Origin of the sequence: Psychrobacter sp. UBA3480, assembly GCF_002377945.1 — a bacterium.
Taxonomy (GTDB): Bacteria; Pseudomonadota; Gammaproteobacteria; order Pseudomonadales; family Moraxellaceae; genus Psychrobacter.
The window spans coordinates 201,131-219,354 of record NZ_DFQV01000020.1 but is presented as its reverse complement, the minus strand read 5'-3'; the positions used below and the strand labels follow the sequence as shown (position 1 = coordinate 219,354).

16 protein-coding genes are annotated in these 18,224 nt (G+C 43.3%); 5 read left to right on the top strand and 11 right to left on the bottom strand.

Annotation, left to right across the window (positions count from 1 at the left end; all coding sequences use genetic code 11):
• Positions 1-80 precede the first annotated feature (80 nt).
• The 5 genes from purC to B2863_RS08190 form a co-directional block, all read right to left on the bottom strand.
• Positions 81-794 (bottom strand): phosphoribosylaminoimidazolesuccinocarboxamide synthase, encoded by a 714-nt coding sequence (gene purC, locus B2863_RS08210; protein WP_296209175.1) that lies wholly within the window; start codon positions 792-794, stop codon positions 81-83.
• 128 nt (positions 795-922) lie between these two features.
• Positions 923-1,252, bottom strand: coding sequence for a hypothetical protein (locus B2863_RS08205; RefSeq protein ID WP_414706913.1), 330 nt, complete (start codon positions 1,250-1,252; stop codon positions 923-925).
• A gap of 141 nt (positions 1,253-1,393) precedes the next feature.
• A complete protein-coding gene (dapA, locus tag B2863_RS08200; protein ID WP_101204579.1) occupies positions 1,394-2,299 on the bottom strand; it encodes a 4-hydroxy-tetrahydrodipicolinate synthase in 906 nt (301 codons plus the stop codon).
• Between the two features lie 450 nt (positions 2,300-2,749).
• Positions 2,750-3,958: a hypothetical protein gene (locus B2863_RS08195; protein ID WP_296209172.1), complete on the bottom strand. Its 1,209-nt coding sequence runs from the start codon at positions 3,956-3,958 to the stop codon at positions 2,750-2,752.
• A 276-nt stretch (positions 3,959-4,234) separates the two neighbouring features.
• The gene (locus tag B2863_RS08190; RefSeq protein WP_414706928.1) at positions 4,235-5,599 is read right to left on the bottom strand and encodes a Do family serine endopeptidase; all 1,365 of its coding nucleotides are present in this window, start codon (positions 5,597-5,599) and stop codon (positions 4,235-4,237) included.
• Between the two features lie 967 nt (positions 5,600-6,566).
• Here B2863_RS08190 and B2863_RS08185 point away from each other — a divergent pair.
• A complete protein-coding gene (locus B2863_RS08185) occupies positions 6,567-8,840 on the top strand; it encodes a cation:proton antiporter (protein WP_296209169.1) in 2,274 nt (757 codons plus the stop codon).
• A gap of 228 nt (positions 8,841-9,068) precedes the next feature.
• On the opposite strand, the gene tmk is transcribed toward B2863_RS08185, so the two are convergent.
• Positions 9,069-9,788 (bottom strand): dTMP kinase, encoded by a 720-nt coding sequence (tmk, locus tag B2863_RS08180; RefSeq protein ID WP_414706927.1) that lies wholly within the window; start codon positions 9,786-9,788, stop codon positions 9,069-9,071.
• A gap of 100 nt (positions 9,789-9,888) precedes the next feature.
• The gene (gene mltG, locus B2863_RS08175; protein ID WP_296209163.1) at positions 9,889-11,178 is read right to left on the bottom strand and encodes an endolytic transglycosylase MltG; all 1,290 of its coding nucleotides are present in this window, start codon (positions 11,176-11,178) and stop codon (positions 9,889-9,891) included.
• Positions 11,179-11,348: 170 nt separating this feature from the next.
• Here mltG and B2863_RS08170 point away from each other — a divergent pair, with 170 nt between their 5' ends.
• Positions 11,349-12,113, top strand: a complete 765-nt coding sequence (locus B2863_RS08170; protein WP_296209160.1) for a DpnI domain-containing protein — start codon at positions 11,349-11,351, stop codon at positions 12,111-12,113.
• Here the strand turns inward: B2863_RS08170 and B2863_RS08165 are convergent.
• Positions 12,105-12,671 (bottom strand): hypothetical protein, encoded by a 567-nt coding sequence (locus B2863_RS08165; RefSeq protein WP_296209158.1) that lies wholly within the window; start codon positions 12,669-12,671, stop codon positions 12,105-12,107. The genes B2863_RS08170 and B2863_RS08165 overlap by 9 nt on opposite strands.
• 177 nt (positions 12,672-12,848) lie before the next feature.
• Here B2863_RS08165 and B2863_RS08160 point away from each other — a divergent pair, with 177 nt between their 5' ends.
• Positions 12,849-13,040 carry a DpnD/PcfM family protein gene (locus B2863_RS08160; protein WP_025651093.1) on the top strand — a complete coding sequence of 64 codons (192 nt, stop codon included), beginning with the start codon at positions 12,849-12,851 and terminating at the stop codon, positions 13,038-13,040.
• A gap of 118 nt (positions 13,041-13,158) precedes the next feature.
• The gene (locus B2863_RS08155) at positions 13,159-13,842 is read left to right on the top strand and encodes a DNA-methyltransferase (RefSeq protein ID WP_296209151.1); all 684 of its coding nucleotides are present in this window, start codon (positions 13,159-13,161) and stop codon (positions 13,840-13,842) included.
• On the opposite strand, the gene B2863_RS08150 is transcribed toward B2863_RS08155, so the two are convergent.
• Together B2863_RS08150 and B2863_RS08145 are read right to left on the bottom strand one after the other, a co-directional pair.
• Entirely contained in the window at positions 13,839-14,849 is a 1,011-nt protein-coding gene (locus B2863_RS08150) for an aminotransferase class IV (protein WP_296209148.1), read from the bottom strand. The two genes, B2863_RS08155 and B2863_RS08150, sit on opposite strands and share 4 nt — an antisense overlap.
• Positions 14,850-14,852: 3 nt before the next feature.
• Complete coding sequence (locus B2863_RS08145; RefSeq protein WP_165598150.1) at positions 14,853-15,515, bottom strand: hypothetical protein; 663 nt, start codon at positions 15,513-15,515, stop codon at positions 14,853-14,855.
• A gap of 490 nt (positions 15,516-16,005) precedes the next feature.
• On the opposite strand from B2863_RS08145, the gene aroE reads away from it, so the two are divergent.
• Entirely contained in the window at positions 16,006-16,869 is an 864-nt protein-coding gene (gene aroE / locus B2863_RS08140) for a shikimate dehydrogenase (protein WP_296209140.1), read from the top strand.
• A gap of 32 nt (positions 16,870-16,901) precedes the next feature.
• Here aroE and B2863_RS08135 read toward each other — a convergent pair whose 3' ends face one another.
• Positions 16,902-18,023, bottom strand: coding sequence for an FUSC family protein (locus tag B2863_RS08135; protein ID WP_290178295.1), 1,122 nt, complete (start codon positions 18,021-18,023; stop codon positions 16,902-16,904).
• Positions 18,024-18,224: the final 201 nt, after the last annotated feature.

The following is an 18,224-nucleotide window of genomic DNA, read 5'->3' as shown; positions in this document are numbered from 1 at the left end:
AGGGTACCATCATAAATATAATGCCATAAAAAAACTGAGCACATGGCTCAGTTTTTTATTTTATGCTAAGTATCTGATACTTATTTTAATGGTACACCGATACGGTCAGCCACTTCTTCATAAGCTTCAATCACATCGCCTAATGATTGACGGAAACGGTCTTTATCAAGTTTCTTTTTAGTGTTCTTGTCCCAGATACGGCAGCCATCTGGTGAGAACTCGTCACCTAATACGATACGGTCATGGAATACACCAAACTCTAGTTTAAAATCAACTAGAATCAAGTCACCAGCGTCAAACAATGCCTTTAGTACATCGTTGACTTGATAGGTTAGCTCTTCCATTTTAGCCAGTTGCTCTTTGGTCGCCCAGCCAAGAGATACAGAAAGTGATTCGTTAACCATCGGATCACCTAGCGCATCATCTTTATAAAAAAGCTCATAAGTCGGCGGCGTCAATGCCTGACCTTCTTCTAAGCCTAAACGACGTACCAAACTACCAGCTGCAAAGTTACGAACCACGCACTCTACAGGAATCATGTCCAAGCGTTTAACCAACACTTCATCATCAGACAACTGCTTCTCGAAATGTGTTTCGATACCAGCATCAGACAATTTTTGCATGATAAAAGCATTAAAGCGGTTATTAACCACACCTTTACGTGCTAATTGTTCGATACGCTTACCATCAAGCGCTGAGGTATCATCACGGAAGTGCAAAATCAGAAGGTCATTGTTCTCTGTTTCATAGACAGATTTGGCTTTACCTTTATACAGCAGTTGTTGCTTTTGCATTATGGGGGTTCCTGTTCGTTCAAGCTTATGTGGTAAAAACGCGCAGCTACCGCTGACTGATGTAAGATACATGGTTTGCGGCTATGATAAAAAACGCAACAGTCAGCGATATAGATAAGGGAATAAGTTTAGTTCGAAGTGCTGCTAACAGCACGCTGAGGTTTTGGCAGCTGATACTGATTGCCTGACTCATTTTGTAGTTTGAGCGTGTTTGCCCCAGCATTAGGTGTTGAATATAAAGGTACAAAAGGTGCCGTTTCTTGGACAGCAGGTAGCTCTATTGGTGCTAGCTTTTTGCTCTGCTGATAATCTAAGCTACCGTTGTCACGTTTACCAAGCAAGTTTTTAGTTGCTTGACAGCCGCTTAATACCAAAGTGCTACCTAAAACCAAGGTCAGCATTGCTGGAAATAATTTTGTCGTCTTTGATGATGCTGTCTTTGATGTTACTGTCATCATGTTGTCTCTCTGAGTTAGCAGTTATTGCTCATGTAGGCGATTGACTTATCGTGATAAGTTGACTTGCTGCTAGCTCGAATGGCACTCATCTAATGTGCAGCAAGTCTTAAATCGCCGAATATCAATTGGCTAAATATCAATTTATCGTATGTTTGCTCGAACCAATGCTTCATCGATAGTCGCATGATGCTGCTCCGCGAGCCAAACCAATGGCAGACGGATACCTTTATCGATAATGCCCATTTTATGCAAGGCGTACTTCGCTGGGATAGGGCTTGATTCGATAAATAGGTCGCGGTGCAAATGCTTGACCACGTCATGGATTTTACCAGCTGCTTCAAAATCACCACGTAAACCCGCAGAAAAAGTCTCGCTCATGGCTTTTGGCGCCACGTTGGCCGTTACTGAGATATTGCCTTTGCCACCTACTTTCATTAGATCAAGCGCAGTGCCATCATCACCAGATAACACAACCATTCTGTCACCAACGGCTTTTATCAATTGCTCACCGCGACCGACAGATCCTGTCGCATCTTTGATAGCAACGATATTATCGATATCACACAAACGCTCGACCGTTTCTTGAGCGATATCAACCACTGTACGTCCAGGCACGTTATACAGCATTTGCGGTATATTTACGGCTTTGGCAATGGCTTGATAATGCTGAAATAAGCCTTCTTGTGGTGGCTTATTGTAGTAAGGAGCGACTAGCAACGCACAGTCCGCACCTGCATCGGCAGCATCCTGAGTCAGCTTGATGGCTTCCATCGTGTTGTTGGCACCAGTACCCGCGATGACCGGTACACGACCTTTGACATGCTGGACAAAATAGCGAATGACATCGCTATGCTCTTGCATAGATAGAGTCGCTGATTCGCCAGTAGTACCAACAGCCACAAGGCAGTGTGTGCCCTGCTCGATCTGCCAATCTATGAGATCTGCGAGACGTTTATAATCGACCTTACCGTCAGGGTGCATGGGCGTTACCAAGGCTACCATTGAGCCTTGTAGTCGGGTTTTGATCTCGTCGTATGCTGTGCTCATAACCGTGCCTTACTGTATTATCCTAGCTTTTATTAAAGCTGTCACATGATAGGTCGTTTGCAAGTGGCCATTGCTTTGTGTGCGTTGATAAACGCTGATGGCGTAACTTACTTGATGTTAATGCTGCGTCTCTACTTACTATAATAGCGTTTTTATCATAGATGATTGTATCTACGATATCAGTATCGTGATGGCCATCTACCAAGAGTAATAGGCCTGCTTACTAACCGACAGAAATATAATAATAAGAGTGCCCGTTAGTGTAGCATATTTTGATTTGACCGCTATCAATCAATTGGCAGTCAGCACATAATTTTAGTACCAAAAAACGGGAATTATTTTTTGCTTAAATATATAAAGCTTGGCCTAAAACCTTCCAAATAAATAATCGCACTACTACAGGAGCAGTTTAGCGTAATCAACGTGCGCTGATAAGTCTCTTATGTAATATTAACGAATCGTCAACACATCGATAGTAGGTCGATAGAATCGAAAAGGCAACCCTCTCGTACCGATGCCACTACTGACAAATATCTGTGCACTTGCATGTTGATATAGGCCGCGCTGCTTACCCATGCGACTGTTATATAGCAATGCTGACTGCTCACTACTGCGTCGAATGTCGTTTTGTTTTTGAGCAAGCAGGATATTCTTTTGAATAGCCTTAGCAGCGCCTGTTATCAACAAAGGGCGTGGTTGTAAAGATTTTGGCAGATCACTGATACTATCAAATCGTGATGCTAAGATAATCACTGGACTGGTGGCATTGGCAATCTCTGTTCCAAGCATTGCTTTATCAGTCGCCTCTGACGTTTCAATATCTGTAGACTGCTTGGGCACATCTTGCCAGCCACAAAGCACCGCTACTAATGGATTTGTATTCGAGTTTTCTTGCTCAACACTGTCTTGATTGTTAGTTCGATAAGTCGACTGGTTGACGACTGACTGCTTATTTGTTGCTCTTGCACATTTGAGTGGTAGTGACGTACATTGCTGACCGATATAGTTAATATCGAGTACATCAAAAGTACTGGCCAATGTATCTTCTAGTAGTGGCTGACCTTGCTTGGTCGTATTCATAGATTGATAACGCAAGTCCGAGGTACTCATGACTGTATAAACAGGTTTATTCACCCCTTTAAATAGCATTAACTGACCCACTAAATCTGCACTAGGATAATATAGCCAGTCCCCAGTAATCAGTACGGCATCTGCTGACAAGGCATTAATAGTAGAGACCAGCTTGCGGATATGACGCGGCTTACCACCGTATATTCCTATACGTAAATCTGCTAATACAGCGACTTTAAGCGGTGTAGACAAGTCTAAGTCAATAGAATGATGCTCTAGTCGTAAGCGGTTGGGTTGTACAATAACAGTAAAAAAGTATAAACCCATCATCAATATTGCCATCAGTACGGCAGGTAATGATAGCTGCGCTAACATCGGTATCAGGTCCTGTGACCAAACCATGATAAGCAATATCACCCAAACAGGCATCGTGTAAGCGGCATAATATAATGCGAGCTTCACCCAAATACGCATAAAGCGCTTGGTAGGATTAGCATTAAACGTTTGTAGCCCTGACCACAGTGCAATGTACGCTAGCAATGCTGCTGACGTCGTTGTAATAAGCGTATGTAGAGCGGGGTCAGTCATAATTACCTAGCGGTTGCATAATGGTACGAGCCTACTAAGCGACTCGGCCCACCTTAGAGCCTATTGATCGATCAATAACTCATTTAACGAATGAATTACTGTTGAGGTCTTACTCTTAGCTGTTTGATAAAAAACCAAACATTATAGAGGTCGACCTCCATGATAGACAAGCACAATTATTGACGTGCGCGCTGCCTTTATACTCTGCATCGAACCTGAGTTACGTTATTAGTCACATTAACAGTGACATTCACAGTCACGCTTTAATCATGACACCTACTCAATGCGCAGACCAATAATAGCAGGAATACCTTGGCGTATAATTTCTATAGTGACCACGCCTTTTTTAGGAAGAGATGAGATAGCACCTGAAAAATCTGCCACTGTTTTAATCGGCTTTTGATGAAAGTTAGTAATAACATCACCTGCTAGAATACCTGAGCGCGCGGCCAATCCAGTAGGATCCACCGTGGTAACCAATATGCCCGTTTTATTATCGACGGCGATTTCTGCTTGTTCATCCGCCGTCAAATCTCGTAAACGCAAGCCCAACTGTACATCATCATTTTGCTCATCACCGCTCTGTGCTCTTACATCATTGGGCGCATAAGCGAGCTTGCCGTTAATCACCATCTGCTTACCGTTACGCTGAATCCGTGCACGGAAGGGATCGCTTGGACGCGCTCGATTGAGCAAGTTCAGCAAGTCTGATGCCTCCATGATTTGTACATCATTGTATTGCAGAATGATGTCGCCAGGTTTTAGGCCTGATTTTTGTGCCGGTGAATCTGGTGATACACGAGTCAGTAAGGCACCTTGAGGGCGCTCTAAATTGTAAGCCTCGGCCAGATTACGATCGATATCTTGTGGATAAATTCCTAAATAAGCACGCGCCACTTCACCATCATTTTTTAGCTGCTCATAAATATCCATGGCAGCGTCAATAGGAATAGAGAATGACAGACCCATATAACCGCCCGTACCACTAAAAATACGCGAATTGATACCAATCACTTCGCCGCGTTGGTTAAATAGTGGCCCGCCAGAGTTACCAGGGTTTAGTGCTACATCTGTTTGGATAAATGGTACGCTCGTCTCACGCGAGAAGCTACGCGACTTGGCACTGACAATACCAGCAGAGGCTGAGTAGTCAAAACCAAATGGCGAACCAATTGCCAATACTGGTTCCCCTACTTTTAGACCACTTGAGTCGCCGATAGGCAGGGCTGGAAATTGGTTGCCCTCAACTTTTAGCACGGCCACATCTGAGCGCTCGTCACTACCGACCAAGGTTGCATCAAGCTCGGTTCTGTCATTGAGCGTCACAGTGATTTTGTCCGCACCTGCGATGACATGATGATTGGTCAGCATATAGCCATTGGAGGTAATAAAAAAGGCCGTGCCATAAGCATGTTCAATCGCTGGCGTCGCGACTCGATCAGGAATACGTAGACGATCACCAAAGAACTGACGCAATACTTCAGCCGTCTGAGCCTTAGCAAGCTCGGCTTCACTAATCGTTTTGGTGACATTGACGCGTGCCACTGCTGGCGTAACTTGTTGCACCAAACCAGAGAAATCAGCCGTAGTGACTGCAGCTTGCGCACTGTTTATCGTCGTGACATTAATACTAGCGAACATCGCGGTACTAACAGCGAGTGCTAGGGCACTACGTTGTAACCAGCGCTGCATATTGGCAGTGGTCCGTCCTTTGAACATATTGATAGGCATTTTGTGTCCTCCATATGAGTAATCGCTGTTATTAACAGCCACGTTATGATTGTCAGCGATAGCGACTACACCAAGCGGCATGCCCCTATTCGTTACTATTTGGTGAAATTATATTCTTTTATCTATTTATCTTGTCTATTTATGCGGCGCAGCACTCTTATTCGAACTTATTGTCATAGCTTTTTAGCCGTTACTTTACGCTTATTTTTATCATTACTCATTACTTGAATATTTATAGAGCGCTTGTCTTTAGAAGATGGTTAATAGTGTAGAACATGATTAATAGTGTCTTATAAAAATAAACCATGTCAGCAATCAGTATATGACATTTCATGGCGCTAACACTATTATCCTGTGCGCGACGTGCATGCCCCACGTAGCTACTGTATGATAAATAAAAACTTGAAGTATTGTGCTGATGCCTTTTTCATAGTGCAGGATAACCCAAGGCAGCGTTATTTCATATGGGCTTTATACACTTTTGTGGCCGTGAGATAGCTTTTTAGCAGGTACGGCTTACATCAGCTTGAAATAAAATCATGGTATGATGTCAAACCAAATATTTTACTAAACAAACAAAAGTTAGCTTGTATATGAGGCTGTTTATTGCAGGCTTATGAACTGGCTATCATCACTCTTGTTTTCCATCTTTTGCATTTCTAGCGTATTGTGATTTATCTAGAAGCGCTTTTGTCTTTGCTACTTTATAGTAGTTATATCATATCTAGCTTATGTTGTGATTCATGATGGCTATCAGTGCGATGGCCTAGCTACAACAGAAACGGATAACAACTTAATGTTAAATAAACGGTAGCGACTATCTTATAACAGCTATCGATAGATATAAAATATGACAAGATTATAAAAGGATTAATTTATGGATACCGCCCTTTTGCTATCCGGCGTGGTTGGGATTGGCATTGCCGCCCAATGGTTGGCTTGGTATTTAAAGCAACCATCCATTTTATTTTTATTACTGATTGGTATTATCGTCGGCCCAGTGCTGGGTGTATTTGACCCAGACTTGGTGTTGGGCGAGCTGATGTTCCCTTTCATCTCTTTGGGCGTAGCGATTATCCTATTTGAAGGATCGCTAACGCTAGAGTTCGATGAGATTAAGCAACATGGTACCGTGGTACAGATGCTGGTATCGGTCGGTGTACTGATTACCATTGCTATCGTGGCCCTATCGACTTATTTACTATTCGATGTCGATCCATTGATTGCTCTACTCTTCGGTGCGCTAGTCTGTGTGACTGGTCCAACAGTCATTATGCCGCTGCTGCGTAGTGTACGCCCCAACAAAACCATTTCCAACATCCTAAAATGGGAAGGTATTATCATTGACCCAATCGGCGCTATCGCTGTGGTATTGGTCTATGAGTACATTATCTCAGGCGGTGAAGCCAGTAGTATTCTACTATTTGCTAAGATTGTTGTATTGGCAACTGCAATGGGTATGGCGGGCGCTTGGTTACTTGCATTCCTCATGCGTCGTCATATGATTCCTGAGTTCTTGCGTAATGTTTTTACCCTAGCTTTTGTACTGGTGTTATTTTCGATATCAAATCATTTAGAGCATGAATCTGGTTTATTAACTGTCACAGTATTGGGCGTGGCATTGGCGAACTGGCCAAAATTCCCACGTGAGACGATTTTAGAGTTTAATGAATCGTTGACCATTTTGCTGATTTCAGTGCTGTTCATTATTTTGGCGGCGCGTGTAGAGTTGGCAAGCTTGCTCAGCGTTGGTTTTGCAGGGCTAGTGCTGCTTGCTATCGTGATGTTTGTCGCACGCCCACTATCAGTCTGGGCATCAGCTATCGGCTCGAACCTTAAGACCAATGAAAAGCTGATGATTAGCTGGATTGGCCCACGTGGTATCGTTGCTGCTGCCATCTCATCTCTGTTTGCGATTCGTTTGCAAGAGTATGATATTCAGGGCGTAGAGCTACTTGTACCTCTGGTATTTATGGTCATCATTGGTACGGTCATGATTCAGGGTCTAGGTGCAAAAGTCGTCGGCAATTTACTTGGCGTACGTGAGCCTGAGACCAATGGTATTCTCATCGTCGGCTCAAACCCAATTGCGCTATTGATTGCTACCTCTCTCAAAGACCAAGGCTTCGACGTCATCGTTGCGCATAATAACTACACCAACATTGCACGCGCACGCATGAGCGGTCTGCGTACTTACTTTGGTAATCCTATCTCTGATCATGCAGATCATCATCTGGATCTAATCGGTATTGGTCGTCTGTTTGCGATGAGTATGGACAAAGAAATGAATACGTTGTCCGAGATTCACTATCGTCATGAATTTGGTGAGCGTAAGCTATACCGTCTTAAATTCAGTGACGAAAAAGTCAAAAGCGAGCGTGATGACAAGCAATCGAACTTCCATTCACAGTGGTTGTTTGGCAAAGATGTGACCTATACCAAGCTTGCCAGTATGCTGTCCAAAAAAGCTCGAATTAAGATTACCAACATTACGGATAGCTATAACTTTGAGCAATATAAAGCGGATAATAAGCAATTCGTACCGCTATATACCGTCGACAAAGAAGGCAAACTGCACGTCATCACCGATAAGTTTGACGGTACTGTCCCTCGTGACCGTAAGCTTATATCGCTAGTGGTAGACGATGAAGTACAGCCGAAGCCAGTCGATGTAACGCCTAAGCAAGAGCAGGCTCGTATGGCGGCTGATGCTAACTTTGAATCCAATTCGAAAGCCCCTGAAAAGCGCAAAGAGCAGGAGCCTAGCCCTGATGACAGTCAGACAACAGCGCCAGAGCCTTCGGTAGATAGTGACAAAAATGATGAGCAAAACATTGCTAATCAGTCATCAACTACACAAAGCAGTAGCACCGAGACTAAGTCACCTTCTAGTACTACCGTAGAGAAAAGTGAACCAGTAGAAGAGCCAAAAACGTCTGCTACTAATGTGGATAATAAAGGCGTCATGTCTGCAAATTCGACAGCGACTTCGAAGACCAAAACCTCTACGAACAGTAATGGCAATGGTAGTGCGCCTAAAAACAAAAAAGGTGCGCTTGACCCAAATCGTCTACCTGACTCTGCTCAAGATAGCGACGCCTCTATCGCTACTACTGAGGGTGTAAAAGTAGATAAAATAGATGACAAATAATGTGCATAGTTATCTGCTTTATTGACTTAGAGATAAAATATTTACCTTAACAAAAAGCCCCAGCAATATGCTGAGGCTTTTTATTGGTGCTAACTGCCTGTCTAACTAGCTGTCTGGCTAACTGGCTAACTGGCTAACTGGCTAACTGGCTAACTGGCTAACTGGCTAACTGGCTAACTGGCTATCGATACATCTAACTGCCTTATAAATCTACTTGGTAAAATTTAATTATTTAATATCGAATCTGTCCATAACTGTCTGCCATATACGCGCACTCACATCATCCGTACTACCCGATGCATCAATACGCTGTATACGCTCAGGATACTCGCTCGCAAGCTGGCTAAAACCAGTATGCACCCAAGTAAAAAACTCGGTAGCCTGCTGCTCAAAACGATCTGCCGCACTGCGCTTGTTTGCACGTTTCATACCCTCTGCTACTGGCAAATCCAACCACAACGTCAGCTCAGGAAGCTGCGTCACAAATTGTTTGATGAGCATATCGATTTTGCCGCGTACCAACTCGTCGCCATACGCACGCCCAAAGCCCTGATACGCAATAGTGGAGTCGGTAAATCTATCACATATTACCCAAGTACCATTTTGGAGCGCTGGTAAAATGACTTGCTGCATGTGATCACAGCGCGCCGCAAACAATAGTAGCAGCTCAGTATCGTCTTCGATATCAGTCGCTGGATCCAATAATATGTCACGCAATTGCTCAGCAAATGGGCTACCACCCGGCTCACGAGTACGTAGATACGAGATGCCATTAGCTTCTAAGCGCAAGCACAACTGTTCAATCGCGGTGGTTTTGCCTACGCCTTCGGTCCCTTCAAAACTAATAAAGCGGCTTAAAGTAGGTGCCGTTTCCGTATTTGAAGCACTTGATTCAGGTAGATTCGATGATGGTATGCTGCTATGTGAAGGTGTTGCGCTGGTGTGCATAGATACTGACATGATATGACCTTATGTCATTGATGAGCGCTACCTCTACTTTGTAGCACTCAATAAACGATAAGTTTTTTAAGAGGATTAAGAAGGAGTATTACTGCGGCGGCGTTTGAGATTTTTTCTCACGCATGACACTGAGATAGTCTTTTACCGCTTGATTGTGTTCAGCCAAGCTATTGGTAAATTTGTGCCCACCATTGCCCGTTGCCACAAAATACAACGCTTCACTATCAGCAGGATGTAAGGTCGCTTCGATAGAGGCCGCTGATGGTAGCGCAATTGGCGTTGGCGGTAAACCATCAATTTGGTAGGTATTGTAAGACGTTTTTTCATTGATGTCTTTGCGGCGGATATTGCCATCATAGCGACTGCCCATACCATAGATAATAGTCGGGTCCGTCTGCATACGCATGTTTTTATTCAAGCGATTTCTAAATACGGCAGAGACTAAAGGACGTTCATCAGCAACGCTGGTCTCTTTTTCGATAATAGACGCCATCACTAACGCTTCATATGGACTCTTATAAGGCAGGTTCGGTGCACGATTTTCCCACGCATCAGTCAGTACCTGCTGCTGACGTTTATACAAGTCAGTCAGTACTTTTTTATCGCTGGTTCCTTCACCATAATAATAGGTATCAGGCGCGAACCAACCTTCAAGATTGTAGTTAACAATCGGGTCACTGCTATTAGCCACACTGTCTGGCAATACACCTGTCAAATCCAATGCTTGGGCAATACTCGCATTATCACTATCTACAGTCAGTACTTCTTTTTCAATTTTATCATTATCACGCAGCACTTGGTAAAGGTCTTTAGATGTCTTACCTTCGATAATCTGTACCTTGACCATAGCCGCTTTTGCGCCTTGACCTAGTATTTGTAGCGCCTCAGCGATAGTCGGGTTTTCGGGTAGTTGATACGTACCAGCATGCAACGGCGCATCGACTTGTGACTTGATATATAGCTTAGCCACGCCTGCCGAAAACAGCGGAATCTGCTGCTGCCACTGCGGTAGTAGACCGTAATACGTCTGACCTGGCTCAATCGTGACCATTTGCTGCGGCTGCTCGATACGACCAAACAACGTCTGATAAACCATGACCAAGAAAAATGCTGCAATAAGCCCCAATACTAGCAGCACTTGATAGCCGCGTTGCATAAAAAACGATGGGTTATTGACTTTATATTGACGCGGTTTACTGTTGCCGCTGATGAGCGAGACGTTGGTTGCTGGCGTTGCTGATGTGTCTTCCACCTCATCTACCACTGGTTGCGCGTCCGGCAGCGTGGTATCGACACGCTCCTCGACTGTGCCATCTTGTTTGTTTGACGGCGACTCATTGGGACGTTCAGGTGGTATATTGGGTGTAGGCTTGCTCATGGCAACTCGCGAGGCAGATGTTTGCTAGAATTTAGCACTGAACCGTGCGATTTTCAATGGTATTTGCTTAGCTTATGAATTATCTTGCTATTGATAGCAGTTTATATGGCTTAATACTTAGGTGTTTTTTTCAGTATGCTCAGCTTATCTATTAATAATGAAAATATCTTATGAACCTACATTTTAACCAAAGTCTTGCTAAAAACTATCACTCTGAACCTCAAAAAGTTCGTGTACTCAGCGAAGCATGGGTAAAAGAAAATAGTTACTGCACCAATTGTAGCGCTCAATCGCTAGCTGAGTTTGCTAATAACAAACCTGTTGCTGATTTTTATTGCGAAAATTGTAATGAGCAATATGAGCTAAAAAGTAAAAAAGCCAAGTTGAGCAGTGTTGTCAATGATGGCGCTTACAAGACGATGATTGAGCGTATCAATAGTAAGGACAATCCCAGCTTTTTCTTTTTAACCTACTCAAAAGAATACACCGTTAATAATTTTCTAATTATTCCCAAGCATTTCTTTACGCCCGATATCATTGTTAAGCGTAAACCCTTATCAGTGAATGCCAAACGAGCAGGTTGGGTTGGTTGCAATATTGACTTACGCCAAGTACCCGAATCGGGCAAAGTATTTTTGGTCAAAGACCAACAAGTTATACCGCGTGAAAATGTCACCCAACATTTCCAAAAGACTTTATTTTTACGCAAGCAATCTATGGCTTCACGCGGTTGGACACTCGATATCTGGCAATGTATCGACCGACTCGATGACAGTTTTTCTCTAAATCAAGTCTATGCTTTTGCTGATGAGTTGCAGCTCAAACATCCTGAAAACAACCACGTAAAAGATAAAATTCGCCAACAATTACAAGTATTACGAGATAAAGGCATCATTGAATTTGTGAGCCGTGGTCATTATCGAAAGTTATACTAGTCGCTTCTCGTTGTAGTGCTTAGGTCTTGGCTGTCCTTTTCTGTCACGGTACACATCGGCAATCAGCTCATCTCTATCATCCCATAATGGTAATCGCGCAGTAGCCACAAGACGCTGATGAAACTTATGCGCTGGATACTCCCAATCAATTTCATCATTGATTTTGAAAAAATGCTCTTCACGATAGTCAATATAAGCATGCAATCGATTACGTACATAGCGATTCCACTGCCATAACAGCTGTACCGAGTTGCGTGCAGGTTTGGTAAAAGGAATTAGATTAACTGTCAAGGCACACATTACCAATTCATCATTAGCAATAACGTCGATACCTTGCTCAATGACTTCTTCTCGCGTATGCGCATACTCAAACATACCTCCAAAAGCCACAAACCTTTTAAGGGTTTTTAAATATATGACACCAAAAGCCAATTGAGTATAAGGTGACAAATGCACGATTTCATTAGGCTTAGCTTTGGCCAATCTACAAATTTCATCAAACACCATCAAGCGTCTGATTTGTAGTGGAATTCGTTGATCTTCATGTATTGAACGCATACGATACTGTCCTTTTAACGGTTTCTACTGAAAAAGGATCATTGATCGATTTGCTCTAAGACACAAGTCTAGGTAACAAAAGACGATCACTTCTTTTGAGCGCTTTTGCTAATCTAGTTGGTATAGATAACAAAAATAGATTTTGAATATGACAACTTGTAATTGTTGAGAATAGTTATGATAAGGACAGACGGTTTGAATATTTATCAAATAGAAGTAATCGAAACGATGAGTGCACTTATAGAAGTGGTTGCAGAAGATGGTGAAACTGCTCTGCTAAAAGCGCGAGAAGAATATAGAAGCGAGAATATTACTTTAGAACCTGATGATATGCTTGATACTGAATTTATTATCTTTGGCGTAGAATAGAATGAGTAGCTAGCTCAAACCTAAAGTAGCTCTCAGTACTTGTGAACCTTAATGGATAAGCGTATAGATAATAGTAGAGCGCTGGCTCTTAACCAGTACATTCAATAATGGTCTAACAGTGAAAAACGGTAAAGTCCAGTCAGTCAATAAAGGTCAGTGGGACAAGCTCATCAGTGACAATGATGCTTACGTATTCACCTACGAATGGCTATCTGCTGTACGAGAAAAAATGGCAGATAATGCGACCTTATGGGTCAGTGGTACACACCATAATATTTTTACCTTAGGACGTATTTTGCCGCAGCTTGGTTTTAAGGTACTTAATGTTATAACTTGGGAAAAAACCAATCCACCACCCAACTTTTCTTGTCGGTTTTTTACTCATTCTACAGAATTCATTATTTGGGCAAGAAAACACCCTAAAGTACCGCACTACTTCGATTACGATTTGATGAAACGACTCAATAACGATAAGCAAATGAAAGATGTGTGGCGCTTGCCAGCAATTGCTAAGTGGGAAAAATCTTGTGGTAAGCACACTACGCAGAAACCTTTGGCATTACTAGCTCAAATTATTTTAGCTTCTACTAAGAAAAATGCAGTGGTTCTTGACCCTTTTGCTGGCTCTGCGACGACAGGTATTGCAAGTAATGTCTTAGGAAGGCAATTTATCGGTATTGAACAGGAAGCTGAATACCTACAACTTAGCCAAGCGCGTTACGAAGACCTACAACAAGAAGGAAGAAAAGAGTTTTTCAAACAGCATTTCTATCGTTTATTAAATAAAGAGAGTAATAACTAAACGGATTCAAAATCCACAACATCACCTGACAACAACGTCAGACTGCTCATTGGCATGATACCGCGCAGTGCATTGCAAAAGAAGAGGTGCGTTAGTTTAGGCAAATCCTCATCTTGTAGCGACCTGATTATGACTGGATATTGCGTCGTGGATAGTGCATCTATAATTACCTGACGCATGACGCCAGTAACGCCTGATCGAGCCATAGAAGGGGTGTACCACTGGCCAGTGGTTAGGTAGTTTTCGTCATCTTTACGAATACTAGAGGTAGTTTTGGATTTCGATAGCGACTCTTCTGCCAATTGGTAGAAAACATTACTCATCGTACCCTCAACCCACTGCCCGCTCATATCGCGTAGCAGTCCTTCACCAAGTGTTGAAGCAAGCTTTGATGCCAATGGCTCAGATTTTATCTGTTGTAGCTCACCACTAGCGAGGACATTGTCTAAACGATTAAGGCTCTTGAGACCTGCCAACGGTGGCGGCAGGCAAGCAATCTGAGAAGACAAGCATATTGCAGAAGCATTAGGCTGGATAGGTACTAAGTTTCCATCAGTCAAGGACAGTTGTAGCGCAGTAGAAACTCTCATTGCGGTAGCCTTTAGCCATATCTCACAGTCGCTACCATTTGTACTAGGTGCATAGCCATAACCGCGCACATCCTGCGCAGCGCGGGTGACTACTAGCTTAAGCATACCCTGCTCTAATTGCTGAGCGTACAGTTGCAGTACTGCTAATAGCTCTTCGCTATTTATATTTAGCTGCAAGGTATCAGCATGAGAGACAAGTCGCTGATAATGATAATCTGACCACAGTATCAACCCATCAATGACACCCATAGTGGTAAAGAAGCCGTCAGCGTATGCCAGCCCGCGATTATCTAAAGACATCGTTACCGTTTGGCTGGTTGTCCTGTTATCTTCGGTTACCCTATTATATTCAGTCAAACTACTGTCTTGAGGGTACAGACACACCCAACCGTTTGGCACTGATGTCGTATCGGTCATGATTTAGCTATTGTCTGTTTGAGCGGCGGCTTTATTGATAACTAGCATGCAACTGTAGAACTCACATTTTGCTAGCTCTATCTTTTGTCCACCGACGATTCTATTTTTGATGATTTGACTATTGAGCATATCAGCAACCATTTTTCCGCCATCATCACCCATCAATTGACGCGATAGTTGATAGGCTTTTTTGGCGTGGTTTTGGCTCAGCTCTTTTTCTTTGTCTGTATCAGTAGGATTGGCATAGTACCAACCCAGCTCTAGATATTTTTCAGAGTCGATAATATCTAGATAAGGCGCGTCCGTTTTCATAAAGCGATATTTTGCCGCTGGATTACTGGCATAGTCTAGGCTGTTTTCGTCCGTGCTCATCACTTCGCCAAACACCGATTTTATACTATCTAACTCGTCCACCGCGAGCGACTCAACCTTATCCGTACCCCATGCTGCGACATCATATCTCACTGGCGTGCCTTGCTGAGCAGTGGCGCCATCTAGGTCAGGATTGTTTGCGCTGTCCTGTACTGGCTCATTCGTTGTTGCCTGCTCAGTGGTCTCAGCATCTGGATTTGGAGCATCTTCTTTGGTGCTGTCACAGCCACTGAGCGTCACACCAACTGCCATTATCGTACCGACTAGAAGGGTCTGTAGGTTAGGATTCCACATGGATAATTTACTCACACTTTTAGATTGATCTCGAAATAGGATTAACGAGCTGGCAGGAACGCCGCTGATAACGAATAGTTTTCAATAAAGAGCATATTTCACAAACATTATAATCTAGCAGTCATTACAGCATATTGATATAGGTTTCCATATTTTATAGTTTACCCAACTGCTCATCACTTGACTACCTTTTACGTTACGCGGAGCACTCCCCGAGAGTACAGATTTGTTAAATATATAACGTACCAAAACGACCTTCTCTTCAGTAGAAAGGAGAAAACTGCTTGCGCGTGTTTAGCGTATGTTTGCTTCAATGTCACAATTTATTTTCAAAAGCGATAAGACAGTCTATGACTAACTCTGTCACTTCCTAATCATTGATTGGCGATAGCCTCTTGGTTTGTCAATCATAGCGTTATCACTTATGATGATTGAGCGCCACTTAGTGCTTCTTTGATAGTATTTTTATTTTCTAGCCAGCGGATTATTTATGACCCAACACTTTATCGTTATTGGCAATCCAATTGCCCATAGTAAATCTCCTGAGATTCATGAGCAGTTTGCTGTACAAGCAGGGATTGATATTAGCTATCAGCGGCAGTACTGCCCTGATGATGCCGCCAGTTTTACAGCTGTCGTTGAGGCATTTTTTTGTGGTGGCGGTGTGGGCGCTAACGTGACAGTTCCTTTTAAACAAGTTGCTTATGATTGCTGTGCGGCGCGTGGTGGCTTATCAGAACATGCCAAGACGGCAGGCGCGGTCAATACATTACTGTTGAACAAAGCACTATTAGAAAGCGGCGTACCAATCACCGAAGCACTCTATGGTGATAACACGGATGGACAAGGACTTATCAATCACATTATGAGTATGGACTGGCCACTGACCGATGCTCGTGTGGCGCTAATAGGTGCAGGCGGTGCCGCTCGTGGCGTAATATTGCCATTATTTGAAGCGGGTATTGGCTCTCTCACGATTGCCAATCGCACCGTGTCTAAGGCAGCCGATTTGGTAAATGAGCTAAGCGCGGCCAGCTCAATAATCGATAACCAAAACATCGAGGTTTGCGCGACCAATGAACTCAGTGGCTCTTTTGACATTATTATTAATGCCACCTCTATTGGTTTATCAGGTGATACGTTACCGCTAGATGATGCTCTAAACTGTCAGTACGCTTACGACATGATGTATGGTCGTCCGCTACCGTTCTTGCATCATTTTGCTGCTCGTGGCGCACAGACCTCTGAAGGCTACGGTATGCTTATCGGTCAGGCCGCTTTAAGTTTTGAGCGTTGGACTGGGCATACTATCGATGTCGCACAAGCAACAACAGCGCTAAATAAAGACCGTTAATCAAAGAGAAATCTTTGTAAAGCTCTACCCTATTAACTAAAACGTAGTAACAGCCAATTTTCAAAACGGCGTAGCGGTACACGCAATCGCGTAGAATGTATCGCTAGACCACCACTCAATCCAATCACGCAGCCGAGCGCCGTATCAATCATACGCGCTTGGATAACGTCTCCAGCGACTGGTGGCACTGACATCGTACTACCATACTCAGCGATAAATATCGTCAGCGGCGTGATAAATATCACCGCCAGTCCATAATGCCGATCCACAAATGACTCAATCAAAAACATCATACATAATATCGCGATAGCGATGCCCCATCCTGATAGTCCCCAAGACAGCATCCAACCTGCCACGCCCATGCCAGCCAATGTACCTAATAATCGATGCAACTGTTTGATCCACATGGTTCGTAGCTGCATACCTTGGATGATAATAAAGCAGCTCATCGCTGCCCAGTATGGATAAGGCAGCTCTAACAGAACGGCAACGACCAACGCCAAACTGACGAAACTTACCACGATAAGACTATCGCTAATCATATCAGGCTGATAGTCATAGACAGGTACAGAAGCAACAGGACGCGTCGCCAATAAGAACAAACTATAGAGTAGCGCCAGCAACATCGAGGAGCCACTACCCAATATCACAAGCCCTATCGCTGAGAGCACTTGATCAATCGGTACAGGGATAAACAATGCAATCGCACCCGCCATCAACACAAACAATCCTGCGGGTGGTGGTTGCCGATAGTAACGACCTAGCATCACTACGCTAATACCAATCAGCATAAACACAGGCAGCCGAAGTACTGGTAATAGCTGCGCGATCAGACCCAGTGCAAAGCTCAGTATCATCGCAAACCCCCAAGCCATAACTGTCACTAGCCGATGTGGTAGCCCGCCTGCAAATGGTAGGTTTAAAATAATCATTGAGCCTAGCGATGCTTTGATACCTGAAGACAAGTCACCAAAATAAGCCCCTACAAACACTGGAAAGCTAATCGCAATCGCCGCGATGACTGGCATATGCCATGGTCGATGGCTACGATTGACTGTGAGTAAATGATTCAGCTCACCATCGATTAACCCCTTAATACGAGTTAACAATGTGCTCAACCAAGAGGCTCGCTGTTGCTTTTTTGAGGTGCTCATAAATGGCTTTTCCTATTTGATAAGTCCATTTGTCTTTGAATTTAGATGAGTCTACATAGCCCTTTATAGAATAATTTCAAGCGAAGATACAATTTACCTATACAAACTAAAATGAATTAATAACATAATTAATCATGAATAATAGTTATTAGTTGTATATTTGTCGCTGTAGAAGATTTATAATCATATCAACGCTATAAC

Coding starts and splice junctions, on each gene's coding strand:
- B2863_RS08160 (WP_025651093.1), top strand. CDS start 12,849: ATGATAAGGACAGACGGTTTGAATATTTATCAAATAGAAGTAATCGAA.
- B2863_RS08145 (WP_165598150.1), bottom strand. CDS start 15,515: ATGTGGAATCCTAACCTACAGACCCTTCTAGTCGGTACGATAATGGCA.
- mltG (WP_296209163.1), bottom strand. CDS start 11,178: ATGAGCAAGCCTACACCCAATATACCACCTGAACGTCCCAATGAGTCG.
- B2863_RS08170 (WP_296209160.1), top strand. CDS start 11,349: ATGAACCTACATTTTAACCAAAGTCTTGCTAAAAACTATCACTCTGAA.
- B2863_RS08150 (WP_296209148.1), bottom strand. CDS start 14,849: ATGACCGATACGACATCAGTGCCAAACGGTTGGGTGTGTCTGTACCCT.
- B2863_RS08185 (WP_296209169.1), top strand. CDS start 6,567: ATGGATACCGCCCTTTTGCTATCCGGCGTGGTTGGGATTGGCATTGCC.
- dapA (WP_101204579.1), bottom strand. CDS start 2,299: ATGAGCACAGCATACGACGAGATCAAAACCCGACTACAAGGCTCAATG.
- B2863_RS08205 (WP_414706913.1), bottom strand. CDS start 1,252: ATGATGACAGTAACATCAAAGACAGCATCATCAAAGACGACAAAATTA.
- tmk (WP_414706927.1), bottom strand. CDS start 9,788: ATGCACACCAGCGCAACACCTTCACATAGCAGCATACCATCATCGAAT.
- B2863_RS08135 (WP_290178295.1), bottom strand. CDS start 18,023: ATGAGCACCTCAAAAAAGCAACAGCGAGCCTCTTGGTTGAGCACATTG.
- B2863_RS08190 (WP_414706928.1), bottom strand. CDS start 5,599: ATGTTCGCTAGTATTAATGTCACGACGATAAACAGTGCGCAAGCTGCA.
- B2863_RS08195 (WP_296209172.1), bottom strand. CDS start 3,958: ATGACTGACCCCGCTCTACATACGCTTATTACAACGACGTCAGCAGCA.
- B2863_RS08165 (WP_296209158.1), bottom strand. CDS start 12,671: ATGCGTTCAATACATGAAGATCAACGAATTCCACTACAAATCAGACGC.
- aroE (WP_296209140.1), top strand. CDS start 16,006: ATGACCCAACACTTTATCGTTATTGGCAATCCAATTGCCCATAGTAAA.
- purC (WP_296209175.1), bottom strand. CDS start 794: ATGCAAAAGCAACAACTGCTGTATAAAGGTAAAGCCAAATCTGTCTAT.